The sequence below is a fragment of the Enterobacter sp. Acro-832 genome (assembly GCF_011752745.1).
Classification (GTDB): domain Bacteria; phylum Pseudomonadota; class Gammaproteobacteria; order Enterobacterales; family Enterobacteriaceae; genus Enterobacter; species Enterobacter quasiroggenkampii.
Window position 1 is genome coordinate 86,121 of record NZ_VWWX01000004.1, and the last position, 22,229, is coordinate 108,349.

Genomic DNA, 22,229 nt, shown 5'->3' on the forward strand with positions numbered 1-22,229 from the left:
AACGGCTCACGAATTGTCGCTTTCGCCAATAACCTCACAAACACCATGAGATTATCAGAAAAAAGCCGGCCGACTGGCCGGCTTTTCGATTACATCACCAGGCGGCGAATGTCGCTCAGCATGTTGTTGATGATGGTGATGAAACGCGCACCATCAGCACCGTCGATCACGCGGTGGTCGAAGGACAGAGAGATTGGCATCATCAGACGCGGCACGAACTCTTTGCCATTCCACACCGGCTCCATCGCGGACTTGGACACACCGAGGATAGCCACTTCCGGCGCGTTCACAATCGGCGCGAAGTGGGTGGTACCCAGGCCGCCGATGCTGGAGATGGTGAAGCAACCGCCCTGCATTTCGCCGGCAGTCAGCTTACCATCACGCGCTTTCTTGGAGATGGTGGTCAGTTCACGGGACAGCTCGGTAATGCTCTTCTTGTTCACGTCTTTGAAGACCGGAACAACCAGACCATTTGGCGTATCAACCGCAACACCGATGTTGATGTATTTCTTCAGCGTCAGCTTCTGGCCGTCTTCGGACAGGGAGCTGTTGAAGCGTGGCATCTGTTCCAGAGCCGCAGCAACCGCCTTCATGATGAAGACCACTGGGGTGAATTTCACGTCCAGTTTACGCTTCTCAGCTTCGGCGTTCTGCTGTTTACGGAACGCTTCCAGATCGGTGATATCGGTCTTATCGAAGTGCGTAACGTGCGGGATCATCACCCAGTTACGGCTCAGGTTCGCACCAGAGATTTTCTGGATACGGCCCAGTTCCACTTCTTCGATTTCGCCGAACTTGCTGAAGTCCACTTTCGGCCATGGCAGCATGCCCGGGATACCGCCGCCAGCGGCTGCAGCTGGTGCAGCTTCGGCGCGTTTCACCGCGTCTTTCACGTAGGTCTGAACGTCTTCGCGCAGGATACGACCCTTACGGCCGGTGCCTTTCACTTTCGCCAGGTTCACACCGAATTCGCGCGCCAGGCGACGAATCAGCGGCGTCGCGTGGACGTAAGCGTCGTTTTCAGCGAACTCTGATTTTTCTGCTTTTGCAGCAGGGGCAGCGGCTGGTTTAGCAGCCTGAGCCGGTGCAGCAGCCGGTGCTGGAGCAGCCGCGGCAGCCGGAGCTGCGGCAGGCGCAGCGCCTTCCACTTCGAAGACCATGATCAGAGAGCCGGTAGACACTTTGTCGCCGGTGCTGATTTTGATCTCTTTAACGGTACCCGCGAATGGCGCAGGGACTTCCATAGAAGCCTTGTCGCCTTCAACGGTGATCAGTGACTGTTCAGCGGCAACTTTGTCGCCCACTTTTACCATCACTTCGGTGACTTCAACTTCATCACCGCCGATGTCCGGTACGTTAACGTCTTTCGCGCCGCCAGCAGCGGCTGGTGCTGCGGCTGGCGCCGGAGCAGCGGCCTGTGCAGGCGCGGCAGCAGGTGCAGCACCTGCCACTTCGAAGATCATGATCAGGGAGCCAGTAGACACTTTGTCACCGGTGTTGATCTTGATCTCTTTAACGGTACCCGCAAACGGTGCTGGCACTTCCATAGAGGCTTTGTCGCCTTCTACGGTGATCAGTGACTGCTCGGCCGCAACGGTATCGCCCACTTTCACCAGGATCTCAGTCACTTCAACTTCGTCACCGCCGATGTCAGGCACGTTCACTTCTTTCGCGCTCGCGGCAGCTGCTGGAGCAGCGGCGGCCGGAGCGGCTTTCTTCTCTTCCTGCGCAGGTGCAGCAGCGGCTGCACCGTCGGCGGAATCGAAAATCATGATCAGTTTGCCAGTCTCGGTTTTATCGCCAACAGAGACTTTGATCTCTTTAACGATGCCAGCCTGAGGAGACGGGACTTCCATAGAGGCTTTGTCGCCTTCTACGGTGATCAGCGACTGTTCAGCTTCAACTTTGTCGCCTACTTTGACCAGGATCTCGGTGATTTCAACTTCATCAGCCCCGATGTCCGGTACATTGATTTCGATAGCCATTATTCTTTTACCTCTTACGCCAGACGCGGGTTAACTTTTTCTGCATCGATGTTGAATTTGGTGATCGCGTCCGCAACCACTTTCTTATCGATTTCGCCACGTTTAGCCAGTTCGCCCAGTGCTGCTACAACCACGTAAGAAGCATCAACTTCGAAGTGGTGACGCAGGTTTTCGCGGCTGTCAGAACGACCGAAGCCGTCAGTACCCAGAACGCGATAATCATCAGCTGGAACGTAAGTACGAACCTGCTCAGCGAACAGTTTCATATAGTCAGTAGACGCCACCGCTGGCGCGTCGTTCATCACCTGAGCGATGTACGGAACGCGTGGGGTTTCCATTGGGTGCAGCATGTTCCAACGCTCACAATCCTGGCCATCACGCGCCAGTTCAGTGAAGGAGGTCACAGAGTACACATCGGAACCGACACCGTAGTCTTTCGCCAGGATCTGTGCTGCTTCACGAACGTGACGCAGGATAGAACCGGAGCCCAGCAGCTGAACTTTACCTTTGCTACCTTCGATGGTTTCGAGTTTGTAGATACCTTTACGGATACCTTCCTCGGCACCTGCTGGCATTGCCGGCATGTGGTAGTTTTCGTTCAGGGTGGTGATGTAGTAGTAAATGTTCTCCTGCGCTTCACCGTACATGCGCTGCAGACCGTCATGCATGATGACTGCCACTTCGTACGCGTAAGACGGGTCGTAAGAGATACAGTTAGGGATAGTCAGAGACTGAATGTGGCTGTGACCATCTTCGTGCTGCAGACCTTCACCGTTCAGGGTCGTACGACCGGAAGTACCACCGATCAGGAAGCCGCGAGCCTGCTGGTCGCCTGCCTGCCAGCACAGGTCACCGATACGCTGGAACCCGAACATGGAGTAGTAAATGTAGAACGGGATCATCGGCAGGTTGTTGGTGCTGTAAGAGGTCGCAGCAGCCAGCCAGGATGCGCCTGCGCCCAGCTCGTTGATACCTTCCTGCAGGATCTGACCTTTCTCGTCTTCTTTGTAGTAAGCAACCTGCTCACGGTCCTGCGGGGTGTACTGCTGGCCGTTCGGGCTGTAGATACCGATCTGACGGAACAGACCTTCCATACCGAAAGTACGCGCTTCGTCGGCGATGATTGGCACCAGGCGATCTTTGATCGACTTGTTCTTCAGCATCACGTTCAGGGCACGAACGAAAGCGATAGTGGTAGAGATCTCTTTGTTCTGCTCTTCCAGCAGCTGAGAGAAGTCTTCCAGCGCTGGCAGTTCCAGCTTCTCGGTGAAGTTAGGCTGGCGAGCTGGCAGGTAGCCTTTCAGCGCCTGACGACGTTCGTGCAGGTACTTGTGCTCTTCAGAGCCTTCCGGGAAGGTGATGTAAGACAGGTTTTCTACCTGCTCATCGGTGACTGGAACGTTGAAACGGTCGCGGATATAACGCACGCCGTCCATGTTCATTTTCTTAACCTGGTGAGCGATGTTTTTACCTTCTGCGGTATCACCCATGCCGTAACCTTTGATGGTGTGGGCCAGGATTACAGTCGCTTTACCTTTGGTTTCACGCGCTTTTTTCAGTGCAGCGTAGATTTTCTTCGGATCGTGACCACCGCGGTTCAGGGCCCAGATCTGCTCATCAGTCCAGTCTGCAACCAGGGCTGCGGTTTCTGGATATTTGCCGAAGAAGTGCTCACGCACATAGGCACCGTCTTTGGATTTGAAGGTCTGGTAGTCACCGTCAACGGTTTCGTTCATCAGCTGGATCAGTTTACCGCTGGTGTCTTTACGCAGCAGTTCGTCCCAACGGGAACCCCACATGACTTTGATCACGTTCCAGCCAGCACCTGCGAAGATGCCTTCCAGTTCGTTGATGATCTTGCCGTTACCGGTTACCGGGCCATCCAGACGCTGCAGGTTACAGTTGATGATGAAGCACAGGTTGTCCAGCTTCTCACGGGTCGCGATGGTGATCGCGCCTTTAGATTCTGGCTCATCCATTTCGCCGTCGCCCAGGAAGGCGTATACGGTCTGCTCAGAGGTGTCTTTCAGACCACGGTGTTCCAGATACTTCAGGAATTTCGCCTGGTAGATCGCACCGATTGGGCCCAGACCCATTGATACGGTCGGGAACTGCCAGAATTCAGGCATCAGTTTAGGGTGCGGGTAAGAAGACAGACCTTTACCGTGAACTTCCTGACGGAAGTTGTTCATCTGCTCTTCAGTCAGACGACCTTCCAGGAATGCACGTGCATAGATGCCCGGAGAGATGTGGCCCTGGAAGTACACCAGATCGCCGCCGTCTTTCTCGTTCGCTGCACGGAAGAAGTGGTTGAAGCACACTTCGTAAACGGTCGCAGAAGACTGGAAGGACGCCATGTGGCCACCCAGCTCTAGGTCTTTCTTGGATGCGCGCAGAACGGTCATGATGGCGTTCCAGCGAATTGCAGAACGGATACGACGTTCCAGATCCAGATTGCCCGGGTATTCCGGTTCGTCTTCGACGGCAATCGTGTTTACGTAGTTGCTAGCCCCTGCACCTGAAGCAACCTTCACACCGCCTTTGCGGGCTTCAGAAAGCAGCTGATCAATCAGATACTGAGCGCGCTCAACACCTTCTTCACGGATGACCGATTCGATCGCCTGTAGCCAGTCGCGAGTTTCGATCGGATCCACGTCATTTTGGAGACGTTCTGACATGGGGGTATTCCTTATCTATCTAATACGTTGATTTGTCTGGAACCTGTCCCATTGTGCTCTTGGGCAAGAACACAATAAGACAGGTTCTGCGTTTAGTTGCCGCGCTCTAAAAGTACCTGGCGCTTAATCCTTTCGTTGCTGTATGCGGCGTAATGAACGTTCGCGACGCGATTGTTCACGGCTGCGGTCCAGCAAGATTTCCTCAATGAAAGCCAGATGGCGGTGCGACGCTTCGCGCGCCTGCTCCGGTTCCCCGGCCATTATCGCCTCGAATACTCGGGTGCGATGGTTGCTTACCAGTGGGAGCATGTCCCGACGGGCATACAACAATTCAAAATTTTGACGAACGTTCTGGGCCAGCATCGGCTCCATGCAGCGTAGCAGATGGAGGAGCACCACATTGTGTGCCGCTTCGGTGACGGCGATTTGATACTGGACGACGGCGCTGGACTCGGCGTCTAAATCGCCGGACTGCTGTGCCCGTTCAATGGCCTGATGCAGTTCGCGGATACGCACGCGATCTTCATCAGTGCTGCGAAGGGCGGCGTAATAGGCCGCAATACCTTCCAGCGCGTGACGGGTCTCAAGCAGGTCAAACTGGGATTCTGGGTGGTCAGAGAGAAGTTCTACCAGCGGATCGCTGAAGCTCTGCCACAGGCTGTTTTGCACAAAGGTTCCGCCGCCCTGGCGACGAAGCAGCAAGCCCTTTGCTTCGAGACGTTGAATCGCCTCACGCAGAGAAGGACGTGAAACGTCGAACTGTTTTGCCAGCTCGCGTTCTGGCGGAAGTTTCTCACCCGGGCGCAGAGTCCCTTCGAGGATTAAAAACTCCAGCTGCTGCTCAATCACATCAGAAAGTTTTGGTTGGCGAATTTTGCTGTAGGCCATATTCCCTGTCTTACGCCTTTTTGCCCGGAGTCAATTGGTCTTACCAATTTCTATTTCGTATCGCTAAAGTAACAAAGTATTCACCTTCTGTCCATATTGGTTTTGATTGAAATCAGTAAACCCTGCACATTTTAACAACCTTACAGAAATAACGTTTCAGAAATGTAACTTTGCACAAATGAGTTGATTACCCCCAAAGAGGGAGTTTTAACCATAATGAAACGAGGGTTTTTGCAATCTGAAGCGATTCAACAAGGCAAATAATGAAAATTCGCCCACTTAAGGCGCATTTCTATTCTATAGGTTGGGAGAGGAACAACGAGCGGGCCGATTTACAAATGCTTTCTTTTTATTCAAGTCGTCATCACCCCTTCATAAAGCAGGTGCATTCGCAGGCACTTACCACTATTCTGGCGCTTACGGAAGTCATCGCCGCTTTTTTCGGTCTCGTTTACCGTAAAGAAATAAATACAGAATATGGATTTTCATAATTACACACGCTCAGCGTGAACATAACAACCACACACGAGGTTTCAAATGGAAGCTCAACAGCACGGCGATCAGCTAAAGCGCGGGCTTAAAAACCGCCATATTCAGCTCATCGCACTGGGCGGTGCGATTGGTACCGGCCTGTTTCTGGGCAGCGCATCCGTTATCCAGTCTGCCGGTCCGGGCATTATTTTGGGTTACGCGATTGCGGGTTTCATTGCTTTTCTGATCATGCGCCAGCTGGGCGAAATGGTAGTAGAAGAGCCGGTCGCGGGCTCCTTCAGCCACTTTGCCTATAAATACTGGGGCAGCTTTGCCGGTTTCGCCTCGGGCTGGAACTACTGGGTGCTGTACGTTCTGGTTGCCATGGCCGAACTGACCGCCGTCGGGAAATACATTCAGTTCTGGTATCCCGAAATCCCAACCTGGGCTTCTGCTGCAGCCTTCTTCGTCATTATCAACGCCATTAACCTGACCAACGTTAAAGTGTTCGGGGAGATGGAGTTCTGGTTTGCCATCATCAAGGTCATTGCCGTGGTGGCGATGATTATCTTCGGCGGTTGGCTGCTTTTCAGCGGTAACGGCGGCCCGCAGGCCACCGTGCGCAACCTCTGGGAACAGGGTGGCTTCCTGCCTCACGGCATGACCGGTCTGGTGATGATGATGGCCATCATTATGTTCTCCTTCGGCGGTCTGGAGCTGGTAGGGATCACTGCCGCTGAAGCCGACAACCCGGAGCAGAGCATCCCGAAAGCCACAAATCAGGTTATCTACCGTATTCTGATCTTCTATGTGGGCTCACTGGCCGTGCTGCTCTCCCTGCTGCCGTGGACGCGCGTGACTGCTGACACCAGCCCGTTTGTGCTGATCTTCCACGAGCTGGGCGACACCTTTGTCGCCAACGCGCTGAACATCGTGGTGCTGACCGCAGCGCTCTCGGTATACAACAGCTGCGTATACTGCAACAGCCGTATGCTGTTCGGCCTCGCCCAGCAGGGCAACGCGCCGAAGATGCTGCTTAACGTTGATAAACGCGGCGTGCCGGTGAATACCATCATTGTTTCCGCCATCGTGACCGCCCTGTGCGTGCTGATTAACTACATGGCACCGGAATCGGCGTTTGGCCTGCTGATGGCGCTGGTGGTCTCTGCTCTGGTCATCAACTGGGCGATGATCAGCCTGGCACACATCAAGTTCCGCCGCGCGAAACAGCAGCAGGGCGTCACCACGCGCTTCCCTGCCCTGCTCTATCCGCTGGGTAACTGGATCTGCCTGCTGTTCATGGCGGCCGTTCTGGTGATCATGCTGATCACGCCGGGTATGGCGATTTCCGTCTACCTGATCCCGGTCTGGATTGCGATCCTGGGCGTGGGCTATCTGTTCAGTCAGAAAAGCCGTAATGCCATGAAGGCACACTAAGCCTTTCTCCGCGGTACCTGCTTTTACGGGTACCGCGCGTTGTTACCTCCCTCACACTTTCGCGCCCACAGCGCATTTATCCATATCACCGCCCTGATACTGCAACGCATATATCTCTTCGCCAGCGAATAATTCTCTCCATACCGTAAACCGGAGAGCTGTCGATGGATAACAACACCCTGTCAGTAAAAGAAAAGATCGGCTATGGGATGGGCGATGCCGGATGCAACATTATCTTTGGCGCCATCATGCTGTTTGTTAACTATTTTTATACGGATATTTTTGGCCTCGCCCCTGCGCTGGTCGGCGTGCTGCTGCTGTCTGTCCGCGTGATTGACGCCGTAACGGACCCGATCATGGGCGCGATTGCCGACCGTACCCGCAGCAAATATGGCCGGTTTCGTCCATGGCTGCTGTGGATCGCTTTCCCCTACGCGCTGTTCAGCATCCTGATGTTCACCACGCCAGAGTGGAGCTATAACAGCAAAGTTATCTATGCCTTTGTCACCTATTTCCTGCTGTCGCTCACCTACACCGCCATTAACATCCCCTACTGCTCGCTGGGCGGGGTGATCACTAACGACCCGAAAGAGCGCGTCGCCTGCCAGTCGTATCGCTTCGTGCTGGTCGGCATCGCCACGCTGCTGCTCTCATTGACGCTGCTGCCGATGGCCGACTGGTTTGGCGGGGACAACAAAGCCAAAGGCTACCAGATGGCGATGACCGTGCTGGCGCTGATTGGCACCTGCATGTTCCTGTTCTGCTTCGCCACCGTGCGCGAGCGCGTGCGCCCGGCGGTGCAGACCAACGATGAGCTGAAAAACGATCTGAAAGACGTGTGGAAGAATGACCAGTGGGTGCGCATTTTGCTGCTGACGCTCTGCAACGTCTGCCCCGGCTTTATCCGCATGGCGGCCACCATGTATTACGTTACCTGGGTGATGGGCCAGAGCACCCACTTCGCCACGCTGTTTATCAGCCTGGGCGTTGTTGGCATGATGCTCGGCAGCGTGCTGGCAAAAGTGCTGACCGACCGCTGGTGTAAGCTGAAGGTCTTCTTCTGGACCAATATCGTGCTGGCGATTTTCTCCTGCGCCTTTTATTTCTTCGACCCGAAAGCCACCGTCACCATCGTGGTGCTCTACTTCCTGCTGAACATCCTGCACCAGATCCCGTCTCCGCTGCACTGGTCGCTGATGGCCGACGTGGACGACTACGGCGAGTGGAAAACCGGGAAGCGCATCACCGGCATCAGCTTCTCGGGCAACATCTTCTTCCTGAAGCTGGGGCTGGCGATTGCCGGGGCGATGGTCGGGTTCCTGCTCTCCTGGTACGGCTACGACGCGGGCGCGAAAGCGCAAAGTGCGGACGCGCTTAACGGGATCGTGCTGCTCTTTACCGTCATTCCCGGCATTGGATACTTAATTACCGCGGGCGTGGTACGTCTGCTGAAGGTGGATCGTGAAACCATGAAGCAGATCCAGGCCGATCTGGAGAAACGCCGCACCAACTACCGTGAACTGAACGACTATCAGGAACTGAAAGCCGCAGAGACAAAATAAGGAGAGCCAAATGCATCAGTGGCCAAACCCGTTTATCGAACAACGCGCCGATCCGTACATTTTACGCCATGAGGGGCAGTACTATTTTATCGCCTCCGTGCCGCAGTACGACAGGCTGGCGATCCGCCGCGCAGCGTCGCTTGAAGGCTTACGTCATGCCGAAGAAGTGGTGGTCTGGCGTAAACCCGACGCAGGCCCCATGAGCCAGCTGATATGGGCGCCGGAACTGCATCATATCGACGGAAAGTGGTACATCTATTTTGCCGCGACGCACACGCAGGCGCTCGATGCACTCGGGATGTTCCAGCACCGCATGTTTGCCATTGAATGTACCGACAGCGATCCGCTTACCGGCACGTGGGTGGAAAAAGGGCAAATCAAAACCCCGTTCGATACCTTTGCTCTGGACGCTACCACCTTTGTGCATCAGGGGAAACGCTGGTATCTGTGGGCGCAAAAGGCACCGGATATCACCGGGAACTCCAACCTTTATCTGTGCGAAATGGCGAACCCGTGGACGCTAAAAGGCGAGCCGGTGATGCTCAGCAAACCGGAGTATGACTGGGAGTGTCGCGGATTTTGGGTTAACGAAGGCCCGGCGGTGTTGGTTCACGGCGATAAGCTATTTATCAGCTATTCCGCCAGCGCCACCGACGAGAACTACTGCATGGGACTGCTGTGGATAGACCTGAATGCCGATCCGCAAAACCCTGCAAACTGGCACAAATCCCCGCGTCCCGTATTCGTGACCAGCTACGAAAACCGCCAGTTCGGCCCGGGCCACAACAGCTTTACACAAACGCCGGAAGGGGAAGATGTGCTGGTGTATCACGCGCGAAACTACACCGAAATTGAGGGCGATCCGCTTTACGATCCGAACCGTCATACCCGCCTGAAGCACGTCCGCTGGAATGAAAACGGGATGCCTGATTTCGGCATCCCGCCTGCGGATACGCTATAGTCTTTGCGGCGCGCTGGCTTACACCAGCGTGCCGTAGATCGTCAGTAGCGCCACGATAACCACCACCACAAACGACGTTTTCTTCGCCATGGAGACAGCGGCTTTCGGTGTTTCAATCTTGTCGGTATGCGGCTCACGCGCCAGCGAGAACTGCGCCAGACGCGTTAACACCTGGTACTGCGACGTATGGCGGTCAGCCAGCGAAGCAAACCACGCGGGCAGCGCTTTCTCACCGTGACCAATTAACGCATACACCACGCCCACCAGACGCACCGGGAGCCAGTCGAGCACGTGCAGGATGGCATCGATGCCGGATAGCAAACGTTCATGCGGCGTCAGATAGCGGGCAAGCCAGGTCTGCCAGGCGCGCAGGAACGCATACCCCATCAGCAAGACCGGTCCCCACGGGCCGCCCACCACAAACCAGAACAGCGGCGCCAGGTAGTAACGGAAGTTAATCCACAGCAGCGCGTTCTGAAGTTCGCGCAGAAACTCGCGCTCGTCGCAGTCCGGCGGCACGCCGTGGATCATCGTCAGCTCGCTCGCCATGGCACCGCGCGCATGGGCATCGTCACGGGAGGCGGCTTTCAGGTAGGCGTGATAGTGCAAACGCACCTTGCCCGCACCAATGCACAGCACGCCGAGCAGGATCCACACCACCAGCAGCGGCACGTTGAAAAACAGTCCATGCAGCGCGCGCAGCAGCAGGAACGTAATGACCATCACTCCTGCCATCATCAGCAGCGTGCGCAGCATGGAAAAATGTTTGATACGGCGGAATAACACCTCCAGCCGGTGATCCAGATGCCAGTGCTCGCCGAGCTTGAACAGGCGTTCAGCGATGATGACCAGCAGCATGGTAAACAACGTCATGGTATCTCCTTATTCTGACGACGCGGTGAGCATGGCGCGGAACCGCAGCCAGTCGAATGCCGGGCCGGGATCGGTTTTTCTCGCCGGGGCAATATCACTGTGTCCCGTAATATTGTCGGCGATGGCCGGATAGAGTCCGATAAGCGTGCGGGTCACAGCCGCTAACTGTTGATACTGTGAATCGGTGTAGGGCGTGGTATCCGTGCCTTCCAGTTCGATCCCGATAGAAAAATCGTTGCACCGTTCGCGCCCGTGATACATCGACACCCCGGCATGCCAGGCGCGCTTATCAAAGGGAACATACTGAACCACTTCACCATCGCGACGAATCAGGCAGTGAGCCGACACGCGCAGATGCGCAATCTCAGCAAAGAAAGGATGGGCATCGGGATCAATCGTTCCCGTGAATAACGCATCGATCCACGGGCCGCCAAATTCCCCCGGCGGGAGACTAATATTATGAACAACCAGCAGTGTGGGCTTTTCATCCTCCGGGCGGCAGTCGTGGTGCGGCGAAGGGACATGCCGCGCATCCACCAGCCATCCGTTTTCTAACAACATGCTGGAACTCCTTATGTATGGTGCTGTTACTCGGTTCAGAGTAGCATGTTTCAATATTATGATTCGTTACCAATTTGGAGTTTTATCATGCCGCCTCGCCGCTACAACCCCGACCACCGACGTGAAGCGCTTCTGGAACGTATTAATATGGATATTCCGGCAAGCGTTGCCCATGCTTTGAAAGAAGACCTGGGCGGTGACGTCAATGCCGATAAAGATATTACCGCACAATTGTTGCCAAAAGAGACACGCTCCCACGCGGTCATTATCACACGCGAAGAGGGTGTTTTTTGCGGCAAGCGCTGGGTTGAAGAGGTCTTTACCCAACTGGCGGGCGATGATGTGCAGGTAACATGGCACGTGGAAGATGGCGATAGCGTCACGCCCAATCAGCCGCTGTTCGAGCTGGACGGCCCCTCCCGCGTCTTGCTGACCGGCGAACGAACCGCGCTCAATTTTGTACAAACGCTCTCTGGCGTTGCCAGTGAAGTGCGCCGCTACGTTGACCTGCTGGCCGGCACCCGAACCCAGCTGCTGGATACCCGCAAAACGCTGCCGGGCCTGCGCACGGCGCTGAAGTACGCGGTGCTCTGCGGCGGGGGCGCAAACCATCGTCTGGGCCTGTCCGACGCTTTTCTGATTAAAGAGAACCACATTATTGCCTCGGGCTCCGTGCGTCAGGCGGTGGAGAAGGCCTTCTGGCTGCACCCTGATGTGCCGGTTGAAGTGGAAGTGGAAAACCTGGACGAGCTGGAGCAGGCGATTAAGGCTGGGGCCGATATCATCATGCTCGATAACTTCGAAACCGAGCAGATGCGTGAGGCGGTAAAACTGACCAACGGCCGGGCCCAGCTCGAAGTGTCCGGAAACGTCACCTTCGAAACAATCCGTGAATTTGCCGAAACCGGCGTGGATTACATCTCCGTCGGCGCGCTGACCAAGCACGTTCGCGCTCTCGACCTCTCGATGCGTTTTAAATAGTCATTCCTCTCCCCTCTCCGCCAGGAGAGGGGAATTTCAGCCCCGCTCGCAAATCCGCTGTTCCTCCCTGCAACGCGGCATAAATTCTCTGAATGCGCTCTCCCGTTCCTTTTTTTGCCCCTCGTTTCTGCCCTTTCGCGCTGACAGAGTAGCGCCACTTAACGTAAGGAGCAGATATGAACAGACAACACGGATTCACTCTCATTGAGCTGATGGTGGTCATCGGCATTATTGCGATTCTGAGCGCCATCGGCGTACCTGCCTATCAGAACTACCTGCGCAAAGCGGCGTTGACCGATATGCTGCAAACCTTCGTCCCCTACCGCACCGCCATCGAGCTTTGCGCGCTGGATCACGGGGGCGTGGAGAGTTGCGATGCCGGCAGCAACGGTATCCCTTCCCCCACCACGACACGCTACGTGTCGGGAATGAGCGTAGCGAAAGGGAGCGTGACCTTAACAGGACAGGAAAGTCTTAACGGGCTGGAAGTGGTCATGACGCCGCAGTGGAACGACGCTAACGGTATGACGGGCTGGACGCGTCTCTGCAACATCAGCGCTGATAGCGCCCTGAAGCAGGCCTGCGAAGACGTTTTCCGCTTCGACAATAACTGAGGAGCGGAAAATGAAGACCGATCAACTCGTGGCGCTTTGTCTTCGCCATCACGCACTGCTGCTTACCAGCGACAGTGAAATGGTCAGCATTGCCGTCGTGGGCAACCCCGCGGCCGAACTCATGGAGGCGCTGCGTTTCGCGACTCAGAAACGGATTGATATTGAGTGCTGGAGCGCTGAGCGCATGGAAAAACACCGGCAGCTCACGTCACAATCACATCTGCCCGGTGTTTCGCAAGCGCATTCAACGGTAGATATCCTCAACCACACGCTGCAGCAGGCAATTAACCAACGCGCCTCTGATATTCATATCGAACCGATGGAGCATGCGTGCCAGATTCGTTTACGTATCGACGGCGTACTTTGCCCGCAGCCTCCGCTTGCGGCGGAACTGGCTAACCTGCTCAGCGCGCGTTTAAAAGTGCTGGGTAACCTGGATATTGCTGAGCGCCGTTTACCCCAGGACGGCCAGTTTACGATTGAGCTGGCCAACGAGCCGGTTTCGTTTCGGATCGCGACGCTTCCCTGCAGCGGCGGCGAGAAAATTGTGCTGCGTCTCCTGCAGCAGGTTCCGCAGGCCCTTGAGCCGAAAGCGCTTGGCATGAATGCTGAGCAACTGGCCTGTTTTAATGCGGTGCTCCACCAGCCACAGGGGCTGATTCTGGTCACCGGGCCTACCGGCAGCGGCAAAACCGTGACGCTGTACAGCGCGCTGCAGTCGCGTAACACCCCTGACGTCAACATCTGCAGCGTAGAGGATCCTATTGAGATCCCCCTTGCCGGATTAAACCAGACGCAGATTAATCCCCGGGCGGGTTTAACCTTCCAGAGCGTGCTGCGGGCGCTGCTGCGTCAGGATCCCGACATCATAATGGTCGGCGAAATCCGTGACGGTGAAACGGCCGGGATTGCCATTAATGCTGCCCAGACCGGGCACCTGGTGCTGTCGACCCTGCATACCAACTCGACGACGGAAACGCTGGTTCGCCTGGAGCAGATGGGCGTCGCGCGCTGGATGATTTCCTCCGCGCTGACGATGGTGATTGCCCAGAGACTGGTTCGACGTCTGTGCCCGTACTGCCGACAGAAAAGCGGGGAGCATGCGGAATTACCTCGCTCAGTATGGCCCAGACCGCTTCCACGCTGGCAGCCAACCGGCTGCGATCGCTGTTACCACGGTTTTTATGGCCGCGTGGCCATTTTTGAAGTACTCGGGATCGACAATGCCCTGCGGCAGGCCATTGCCAGCGGGGCGGGAACAGACGTCATCGAGGCGAGCGCCCGCCAGGCAGGGATGATTTCTCTTTTTGAACACGGCTGCATGGCCGTCGAACAGGGGCTAACCACGATTGAAGAGTTGCTGCGCGTCCTGGGAATGCCCAATGGCGGCTAATCAGCTCTGGCGCTGGCGTGCGCTCACCAAAGATGGAGAACCCCGAAGCGGGACACTGTGGGCCACGGACCGCAATGCGGCCTTCACCCGGCTAATGCGTAACGACCTCCATCCTCTGACGCTAACCCGATGCGCGCAGCGGCACCGCTGGCGGCAACACCACTGCGACGAGATGTTTCATCAGCTCGCCACGCTTCTGCAGGCTGGACTGACATTATCCCACAGTCTGCAAATGCTGGCAGAGCAGCATCCGTTAAAACCGTGGCAGGCGATGCTGCAAAGCATTGCCGATGAGCTCAGTGAAGGATGCCCGTTTTCGGCGTCGCTAAAAAAGTGGCCAGCCGTTTTTAGCCCGCTGCATGTCTCGATGGTGAAGACCGGGGAGCTGACAGGGAAGCTGGAGGCGTGCTGTCGTCAGCTCGCGCAGCAACAAAAAGCGCAGCAGCAGCTCAGTGCAAAAGTGAAAAAGGCGCTGCGTTACCCGGCGATCGTCCTGACGCTGGCTGTAGTGGTTGTGCTGGCGATGGTCACCCTGGTCCTGCCCGAGTTTGCTGCGATCTACAAAACGTTTAATACCCCGCTTCCCGTGCTGACACAGATGGTCATGGGAATGGCCGCCTTTATGCAGTCATATGCCCTCGCGTTGTTCGCCCTGCTACTAATCCCCTTTGCCGTCGCCTGGGCTCTGCGGCAGAACCCTCGCTGGCAGCAAATCCTGATGCAGACGCCCGTGATGGGCGCACTGGCAAAAGGCCAAAAGCTGGGACACATCTTTACCGTGCTGTCACTCACGCAACAGGCAGGCATCCCCTTTTTACAGGGCCTGGAGAGTGCAGAAGAAACTGTTGAGAGCCGGTACTGGCAAGGGATACTTCGCAACGTGCGGGAGGACATTGAAAAAGGTCTGCCCGTCTGGTCATCCTTTCAGAAGGCGGCATTGTTTACCCCGCTCTGTATTCAGCTTTTACGAACCGGTGAGATGTCAGGTGCGCTGGACATCATGCTGGCAAACCTTGCCCGTCATCACACGGAACAGACCTTTCAACGAGCAGATAACCTGGCGGCGCTTCTGGAGCCGCTGCTACTGATTGTGACGGGGGTCATTATCGGTACGCTGGTGGTGGCAATGTACCTGCCGATATTCCACCTGGGAGATGCGATGAGCGCGGGATAGTACAACAGGGCTGGCGCACGGGCATGCGCCAGCGAAAGCCATTACAGACTATTGAATACGCGGTTTTCTTGTTCCTGAACGCGAATAAACGTCGTACGCTTTGTCAGCTCTTTCAGGCGGGATGCGCCCACGTAGGTGCAGGCAGAACGCAGGCCGCCGAGGATATCGCGTGCGGTGTTTTCAACCGGGCCGCGCAGAGGCAGCTTCACGGTTTTGCCTTCTGCCGCGCGGTATTTTGCCACGCCACCGACGTGACGGGTCATCGCAGACTCAGAGCTCATGCCGTAGAACAGCATAAATTTCTCGCCGTTCTCTTCAACGACGGTACCGCCGCTCTCTTCATGGCCTGCCAGCATACCGCCGAGCATCACGAAGTCCGCGCCACCACCGAAGGCCTTTGCGACATCCCCCGGCATGGTGCAACCGCCGTCGCTGATGATCTGGCCGCCCAACCCGTGCGCCGCGTCGGCACATTCAATGACGGCAGAGAGCTGCGGATAACCGACGCCGGTTTTGACGCGCGTGGTGCATACGGAGCCCGGGCCAATGCCCACTTTCACGATATCGGCACCGGAGAGGATCAGCTCTTCACACATTTCACCGGTCACCACGTTGCCCGCGATGATGGTTTTCGTCGGCCAGGCCTCACGCGCCTTGCTGACGAACTGCACGAAGTGCTCGGAGTAACCATTCGCCACATCAATACAAACGAAGTTCAGCGCCGGGTTAGCCTTCAGGATCTGTTTGGTCTTCTCGAAATCCGCATCGGAGGTGCCGGTGGAGACCATCACGTGCTTCACCACATCAGCAGAGGCGGACGCAACAAACGCATCCCACTCTTCAGGGCTGTAATGTTTGTGCACGGCGGTGAGAATATCGAACTGTGCCAGCGCGGTTGCCATCTCAAAGGTTCCCACAGTATCCATATTGGCAGCGATGATCGGCACGCCAGACCAGGTCTGACCGGAATGCTTAAAGGTGAATTGACGTTCGAGTTCAACGTCTGAGCGACTTTTCAGTGTAGAGCGTTTAGGGCGGATAAGAACGTCTTTGAAACCTAACTTCAGATCTTCTTCGATACGCATGTGCGGATTCCTGGGGTTAGAGGCAAATATGTTAAAAGCACAACTCCAGTGACGCTATCATACGCACTAATACCTGCTCCGCAAGACTGCGAAATTCTCTTTTTTTACGCTACAATCCTATAAATTTACCTGGTAAAAAGCCGGTAAACAGGGCTAAACAGTGACTGGCGCATCTGTGATTTTTAATCAACTGATTTTTATAATGAATAATTCCCAGGATTTGATTTAATGGGGTATATCGTTGCATTAACCGGCGGCATCGGTAGTGGCAAAAGTACCGTTGCGGACGCGTTTTCTCGTTTGGGTATCACGATTATCGATGCCGATATTATTGCCCGCCAGGTGGTAGAGCCCGATACACCCGCGCTAAAGGCCATCGCAGAACATTTTGGTCAGGCCATCATCAATGCCGATGGCACCCTGAATCGCCGTCAGCTTCGCGAATGCATTTTTTCCGATTCCGCGGAAAAAGCCTGGCTTAATAGCCTTCTCCACCCCATCATCCACCAGGAAACGCAGCGTCAGATCGCCGCAGCCCGCTCGCCCTATGTCTTGTGGGTGGTTCCGCTGCTGGTTGAAAATCAGCTGCAGAATAAAGCCGACCGGGTGCTGGTGATTGATGTCACCCCCGAAACGCAAATCCAGAGAACCATGACGCGCGATCGCGTCTCGCGCGAGCATGCTGAACACATTCTTGCCGCTCAGGCCACGCGCGCTCAGCGCCTTGCCGTGGCGGATGATGTCATTGATAATAACGGCGCACCAGATGCCATTGCATCGGATGTTGCCCGTCTGCACGCGCAGTATCTGACGTTTGCCGCGCAGGCCGTTGCACAGGAAAAACCATAATGTCGACACACATCCTTTTTGAGCATCCGCTCAACGAAAAAATGCGTACCTGGCTGCGCATCGAATTCCTCATTCAGCAGCTTTCACAACATTTGCCGGTTAACGACCACGCTACGGCGTTGCATTTCTTCCGCAATGTAGGCGATCTGCTGGATGTGATTGAACGCGGCGATGTCCGCACAGAATTGCTTAAAGAGTTGGAGCGCCAGCAGCGTAAATTACAGGCTTGGGCTGAGGTTCCGGGGGTGGATGTAAGCCGTATCGATTCCCTTCGCCAGCAGCTTAAAACCAGCAGCAACATCCTGATGGCTGCACCGCGCGTCGGGCAGTTTTTGCGTGAGGACCGCCTGATTGGCCTGGTGCGCCAGCGCCTGAGCATCCCTGGCGGTTGCTGCAGCTTCGACTTGCCGACGCTGCATATGTGGCTCCATATGCCACAAGCCCAGCGTGACGCGCAGGTGAACAGCTGGCTGGCAAGCCTGGAGCCGATGCACCAGACGCTGTCGCTGATCCTCGATCTGATCCGTAACTCAGCGCCGTTCCGCAAGCAAACCAGCCTGAATGGTTTCTACCAGGACAACGGTGATGATGCCGATCTTTTGCGCCTGAATTTATCGCTTGGCGAACAGCTTTATCCGCAAATTTCCGGGCATAAGAGCCGCTTTGCGATTCGCTTTATGCCTCTGGACAGCGAAAATGGCACCGTGCCGGAACGCCTCGATTTTGAACTGGCCTGTTGTTAAGGAGTGCCGATGTCTGATGTCACCACCGTAAACTGCCCTACCTGTGGCAAAACCGTTGTCTGGGGCGAAGTGAGTCCGTTCCGCCCATTCTGCTGCAAACGCTGCCAGCTTATTGACCTGGGCGAATGGGCGGCGGAAGAGAAACGTATTCCGAGTAAAGGCGATCTCTCGGACAGCGACGACTGGAGTGAAAATCAGCAGTAATCTGTAAAGCCTGCTGACGCGTCGCTTAGCAGGCCTTCGGTTGTGCAACGAGCCGCATGATCACAGGCTCGTTGGCTGGCGGGAATTTTTCGGCATCACTTGCCTGAAGCGCCACCCAGTTACCCGGCTGCCCCTCTTTTCCCCAGGGTTCACCTTCCCAGTTTTCCACCAGCCAGAACCACAGCGTAATGTGCCTGTCCGGGAACTGGTATTCGAGCTTATCAAACAGCGTTGCGCCAAGCGGGGTGATCCCGACTTCTTCCTGAAGCTCGCGAACCAGCGCCGCTTCCGGGGTTTCACCAGCCTCAATTTTTCCGCCTGGAAACTCCCATTTGTTCGCCATATGGGCGTCGGCAGCACGCTGGGTGATAAAGATTTGGTTTTGCGGGTTGCGAATAATCCCGACGGCAATTTGCAGTATTTTCATATTGTTACTTCCATAAAAAAGGCGCAGATGTCTGCGCCTTTTTGTTTTTTTATGAATTTAGCTCAGACGCCCGTGGCACGCCTTGTACTTTTTACCGGAGCCACATGGGCACGGATCGTTACGACCCACTTTGCGATCGCCAGTCTGCGCGGCGATCGCCGCTGCGGCTTCGCTGTCGTCGGTCTGATGGCTCAGCTGTTGCATTTGTGCCAGACGCTCGGCTTCTTCACGACGCTGCTGCTCCATCGCTTCTACCTCTTCCGGCATACGCACCTGAACCTTGCTCAGGGTGCTGATCACTTCATACTTCAGCGACTCCAGCATAGAGGCAAACATGGAGAAGGACTCACGCTTGTATTCCTGCTTCGGATCTTTCTGCGCATAGCCACGCAGGTGGATACCCTGACGCAGGTAGTCCATCGCCGCCAGATGCTCTTTCCAGAGGGAATCCAGCGTCTGCAGCATCACGCCTTTTTCGAAGTGACGCATCATCTCAGCGCCAACAACCTCTTCCTTACGCTTGTAAACATCCAGCGCGGTTTCGTAGATACGCTCGCGCAGGGTCTCTTCGTGCAGCTCAGGCTCTTTATCCAGCCACTCTTTGATAGGCAGATCGAGGTCAAAGTCGTTTTTCAGACGTTCCTGCAGGCCTTCGATGTCCCACATCTCTTCCAGAGACTGAGGTGGAATATGCGCATCAATCGTGGCTTTAAACACATCTTCACGAATGCTGTTGATGGTTTCGCTCACATCGGATACGTCCAGCAGTTCGTTACGCTGGGTGTAGATCGCACGGCGCTGGTCGTTAGCCACGTCATCGTATTCCAGCAGCTGCTTACGAATATCGAAGTTGCGGCTTTCCACTTTACGCTGGGCGTTCGCGATCGCTTTGGTGACCCACGGGTGCTCAATGGCTTCGCCAGGTTTCATGCCCAGCTTACGCATCATGCCGGACACGCGGTCGGAGGCGAAAATACGCATCAGCGCATCTTCCATCGACAGGTAGAAGCGGGAAGAACCGGCATCACCCTGACGACCCGCACGGCCACGCAGCTGGTTATCGATACGACGCGATTCATGACGCTCGGTACCGATAATGTGCAGACCACCGGATGCCAGCACCGCGTCGTGACGCACCTGCCAGTCGGCCTTAATCTGCGCAATCTGTTCAGGCGTTGGGTTTTCCAGCTCAGCCACCTCGGCCTGCCAGCTACCACCCAGCATAATATCGGTACCACGACCCGCCATGTTGGTGGCGATGGTTACCGCAGCCGGATAACCTGCCTGCGCAACAATATCCGCTTCTTTGGCGTGGAATTTGGCGTTCAGTACGTTGTGTTTAATACCCGCTTTCGTCAGCTCGTGAGAAACCACTTCGGATTTTTCAATGGAGATGGTCCCCACCAGAACAGGCTGGCCTTTAGCAGTACGCTCGCGGATATCTTCGATGATTGCCTGAATTTTTTCCGCTTCGGTCATGTACACCAGGTCCGGCATATCCTTACGGATCATCGGACGGTTGGTTGGAACGACCACGGTATCCAGCTTGTAGATGGAGCTGAATTCAAACGCTTCGGTATCGGCAGTACCGGTCATGCCCGCCAGCTTCTCGTACAGACGGAAGTAGTTCTGGAAGGTGATAGACGCCAGCGTCTGGTTTTCGTTTTGAATATCCACGCCTTCTTTGGCTTCTACAGCCTGGTGCAGACCGTCAGACCAGCGACGCCCCTGCATGGTACGGCCGGTGTGCTCATCGACAATGATCACTTCGCCGTCTTTTACGATGTAGTCGACGTCACGGGTGAACAGCGCGTGTGCACGCAGCGCGGCGGTCACGTGGTGCATCAGCATGATGTTGCTCGGGGAGTACAGAGACTCGCCCTCTTCCATAATGCCTTCAGCAACCAGCAGCTCTTCAATTTTCACCAGACCACGTTCGGTCAGGTTCACCTGGCGCGCTTTTTCATCAACGGAGAAGTGGCCTTCACCCTGGAAGGTATCCGAGTCTTCTTTCTCCTGACGCAGCAGGTGTGGAATGATTTTGTCGACTTTACGGTACATCTCGGAGCTGTCTTCAGCCGGGCCGGAGATGATCAGCGGGGTACGCGCTTCATCGATCAGGATGGAGTCCACCTCATCCACCAGCGCATAGTGCAGCTTACGCTGGACACGCTCTTCAGGGCTGAACGCCATGTTGTCACGCAGGTAGTCGAAGCCGTATTCGTTGTTGGTACCGTAGGTGATATCCGCATTGTACGCTTCACGCTTGGCTGGCGCAGGCAGGCCGGACATGTTGATACCGACGGTCATACCGAGGAATTCGAACAGTGGACGGTTGTTTTCGGCATCACGCTGCGCCAGATAGTCGTTGACGGTAACGACATGAACGCCTTTACCAGTCAGCGCGTTCAGGTAAGCCGGCAGCGTTGCGGTCAGGGTTTTACCTTCACCGGTACGCATTTCCGCGATGCAGCGCTCGTTAAGCACCATACCGCCCAGCAGCTGAACGTCGAAGTGACGCATGCCGAACACGCGCTTACTTGCTTCACGCACAACGGCAAACGCTTCCGGGATCAGGCTTTCTAAGGTTTCACCTTTTTCCAGACGCGCACGGAATTCCGCCGTTTTCGCTTTCAGCTCATCATCAGAGAGCTTCTCCATCGCCGGTTCCATACCGTTGATGACGGCAACAGCTTTGCGCATACGGCGCAGGGTACGATCGTTACGACTACCAAAAACTTTAGTTAATAATTTGATTAGCATAATAAATTCTCAAACGCCCCATCATGGGCAGATAAATTAAGGTATTGAAAAAGTTAATTTAGCTGAGGCGTTGAGGCCCGGCGCGAATGCCATGAACCTGGCTAATCCAGGTTGATACAGAGAATGAAACAGGAGGAACGAGTGCGCGTTGCGCCGTCTCGCGCACCATAACCGGCGGCTGGCTGTCCTGCGTAAGCAGTGCATTAAGCGTGTCCAGCAGGGCAAGATGCTGGGCCTGCACCGGCAGCGTCTCTTCCGCCACAGGCATTGCCTGGGGCGCCATCGCGAAGGAGAGATGGCGGATAACCGTGCGGATAGCGTGCTGGTGCCAGTAATCAACGGAGAAATTCGGGCGGCGGCTGGCTTCAAGCCACGCGAGGTTTGTAAAGTTAACCCGCGTGTTGAGATCGTGTTTGGTGGTAGAGGTCTTCGCTGGCGTCGCCGCTTCGGCACTGTTGCTGAGCGCAGGCAAGCCGAGACTCGCCGCGACCATCCCTAATAAGAGATGCGGCCAGAAGTAACGTCTGCCAAATTGTCGCCAGCGCGTCAGTATTCCGCTCACTTGCTCCACCACATAAGC

At 55.6% G+C, this 22,229-nt stretch carries 20 protein-coding genes; 11 read left to right on the forward strand and 9 right to left on the reverse strand.

Going from position 1 to position 22,229, the window contains the following annotated elements:
• Positions 1-89 precede the first annotated feature (89 nt).
• The 3 genes from aceF to pdhR form a co-directional block, all read right to left on the reverse strand.
• On the reverse strand, positions 90-1,985 hold the full coding sequence (gene aceF, locus F3J31_RS15240) for a pyruvate dehydrogenase complex dihydrolipoyllysine-residue acetyltransferase (protein WP_023326706.1): 1,896 nt from the start codon (positions 1,983-1,985) through the stop codon (positions 90-92).
• A gap of 14 nt (positions 1,986-1,999) precedes the next feature.
• A complete protein-coding gene (gene aceE / locus F3J31_RS15245) occupies positions 2,000-4,663 on the reverse strand; it encodes a pyruvate dehydrogenase (acetyl-transferring), homodimeric type (RefSeq protein WP_028015529.1) in 2,664 nt (887 codons plus the stop codon).
• A 123-nt stretch (positions 4,664-4,786) separates the two neighbouring features.
• Positions 4,787-5,551 carry a pyruvate dehydrogenase complex transcriptional repressor PdhR gene (gene pdhR / locus F3J31_RS15250; RefSeq protein WP_008501960.1) on the reverse strand — a complete coding sequence of 255 codons (765 nt, stop codon included), beginning with the start codon at positions 5,549-5,551 and terminating at the stop codon, positions 4,787-4,789.
• 263 nt (positions 5,552-5,814) lie between these two features.
• Between pdhR and F3J31_RS15255 the strand changes: the two genes are divergently transcribed.
• The 4 genes from F3J31_RS15255 to F3J31_RS15270 all read left to right on the forward strand — a co-directional run bounded on the left by F3J31_RS15255 (position 5,815) and on the right by F3J31_RS15270 (position 9,982).
• A complete protein-coding gene (locus tag F3J31_RS15255) occupies positions 5,815-6,042 on the forward strand; it encodes a hypothetical protein (protein WP_167213915.1) in 228 nt (75 codons plus the stop codon).
• Positions 6,043-6,088: 46 nt separating this feature from the next.
• A complete protein-coding gene (aroP, locus tag F3J31_RS15260) occupies positions 6,089-7,459 on the forward strand; it encodes an aromatic amino acid transporter AroP (protein ID WP_024907477.1) in 1,371 nt (456 codons plus the stop codon).
• A gap of 164 nt (positions 7,460-7,623) precedes the next feature.
• A complete protein-coding gene (locus F3J31_RS15265) occupies positions 7,624-9,021 on the forward strand; it encodes an MFS transporter (protein ID WP_167213970.1) in 1,398 nt (465 codons plus the stop codon).
• 10 nt (positions 9,022-9,031) lie between these two features.
• A complete protein-coding gene (locus tag F3J31_RS15270) occupies positions 9,032-9,982 on the forward strand; it encodes a family 43 glycosylhydrolase (RefSeq protein ID WP_063620801.1) in 951 nt (316 codons plus the stop codon).
• A gap of 18 nt (positions 9,983-10,000) precedes the next feature.
• Here the strand turns inward: F3J31_RS15270 and ampE are convergent, their stop codons facing one another.
• Together ampE and ampD are read right to left on the reverse strand one after the other, a co-directional pair.
• Positions 10,001-10,855, reverse strand: coding sequence for a beta-lactamase regulator AmpE (gene ampE / locus F3J31_RS15275; protein ID WP_063620800.1), 855 nt, complete (start codon positions 10,853-10,855; stop codon positions 10,001-10,003).
• Positions 10,856-10,864: 9 nt separating this feature from the next.
• On the reverse strand, positions 10,865-11,416 hold the full coding sequence (ampD, locus tag F3J31_RS15280) for a 1,6-anhydro-N-acetylmuramyl-L-alanine amidase AmpD (RefSeq protein WP_069720170.1): 552 nt from the start codon (positions 11,414-11,416) through the stop codon (positions 10,865-10,867).
• 87 nt (positions 11,417-11,503) lie between these two features.
• On the opposite strand from ampD, the gene nadC reads away from it, so the two are divergent.
• The 4 genes from nadC (at position 11,504) to hofC (ending at position 15,578) form a co-directional block, all read left to right on the forward strand.
• Positions 11,504-12,397, forward strand: coding sequence for a carboxylating nicotinate-nucleotide diphosphorylase (gene nadC / locus F3J31_RS15285; protein ID WP_021240514.1), 894 nt, complete (start codon positions 11,504-11,506; stop codon positions 12,395-12,397).
• Positions 12,398-12,573: 176 nt separating this feature from the next.
• A complete protein-coding gene (ppdD, locus tag F3J31_RS15290) occupies positions 12,574-13,011 on the forward strand; it encodes a prepilin peptidase-dependent pilin (protein WP_167213973.1) in 438 nt (145 codons plus the stop codon).
• Positions 13,012-13,021: 10 nt separating this feature from the next.
• The gene (gspE, locus tag F3J31_RS15295) at positions 13,022-14,404 is read left to right on the forward strand and encodes a type II secretion system protein GspE (protein ID WP_167213975.1); all 1,383 of its coding nucleotides are present in this window, start codon (positions 13,022-13,024) and stop codon (positions 14,402-14,404) included.
• Positions 14,394-15,578 (forward strand): protein transport protein HofC, encoded by a 1,185-nt coding sequence (gene hofC / locus F3J31_RS15300; RefSeq protein ID WP_167213978.1) that lies wholly within the window; start codon positions 14,394-14,396, stop codon positions 15,576-15,578. The genes gspE and hofC overlap by 11 nt, the downstream gene beginning before the upstream one ends.
• Positions 15,579-15,619: 41 nt before the next feature.
• Here the strand turns inward: hofC and F3J31_RS15305 are convergent, their stop codons facing one another.
• Positions 15,620-16,663, reverse strand: a complete 1,044-nt coding sequence (locus F3J31_RS15305; protein ID WP_023293282.1) for a GMP reductase — start codon at positions 16,661-16,663, stop codon at positions 15,620-15,622.
• A gap of 228 nt (positions 16,664-16,891) precedes the next feature.
• Between F3J31_RS15305 and coaE the strand changes: the two genes are divergently transcribed.
• The 3 genes from coaE to yacG are packed head-to-tail and all read left to right on the forward strand — an operon-like array spanning position 16,892 to position 18,459.
• Positions 16,892-17,512: a dephospho-CoA kinase gene (coaE, locus tag F3J31_RS15310; RefSeq protein WP_167213982.1), complete on the forward strand. Its 621-nt coding sequence runs from the start codon at positions 16,892-16,894 to the stop codon at positions 17,510-17,512.
• On the forward strand, positions 17,512-18,255 hold the full coding sequence (zapD, locus tag F3J31_RS15315; protein ID WP_167213985.1) for a cell division protein ZapD: 744 nt from the start codon (positions 17,512-17,514) through the stop codon (positions 18,253-18,255). Before coaE ends, zapD begins: the two co-directional genes overlap by 1 nt.
• A 9-nt stretch (positions 18,256-18,264) precedes the next feature.
• A complete protein-coding gene (gene yacG, locus F3J31_RS15320) occupies positions 18,265-18,459 on the forward strand; it encodes a DNA gyrase inhibitor YacG (RefSeq protein ID WP_023615920.1) in 195 nt (64 codons plus the stop codon).
• A gap of 25 nt (positions 18,460-18,484) precedes the next feature.
• Here yacG and mutT read toward each other — a convergent pair whose 3' ends face one another.
• The 3 genes from mutT to secM are packed head-to-tail and all read right to left on the reverse strand — an operon-like array spanning position 18,485 to position 22,211.
• Positions 18,485-18,886, reverse strand: coding sequence for an 8-oxo-dGTP diphosphatase MutT (gene mutT, locus F3J31_RS15325; protein WP_167213987.1), 402 nt, complete (start codon positions 18,884-18,886; stop codon positions 18,485-18,487).
• Positions 18,887-18,943: 57 nt separating this feature from the next.
• Positions 18,944-21,649: a preprotein translocase subunit SecA gene (gene secA / locus F3J31_RS15330; RefSeq protein ID WP_021240521.1), complete on the reverse strand. Its 2,706-nt coding sequence runs from the start codon at positions 21,647-21,649 to the stop codon at positions 18,944-18,946.
• A gap of 58 nt (positions 21,650-21,707) precedes the next feature.
• On the reverse strand, positions 21,708-22,211 hold the full coding sequence (gene secM / locus F3J31_RS15335; RefSeq protein ID WP_167213990.1) for a secA translation cis-regulator SecM: 504 nt from the start codon (positions 22,209-22,211) through the stop codon (positions 21,708-21,710).
• Positions 22,212-22,229: the final 18 nt, after the last annotated feature.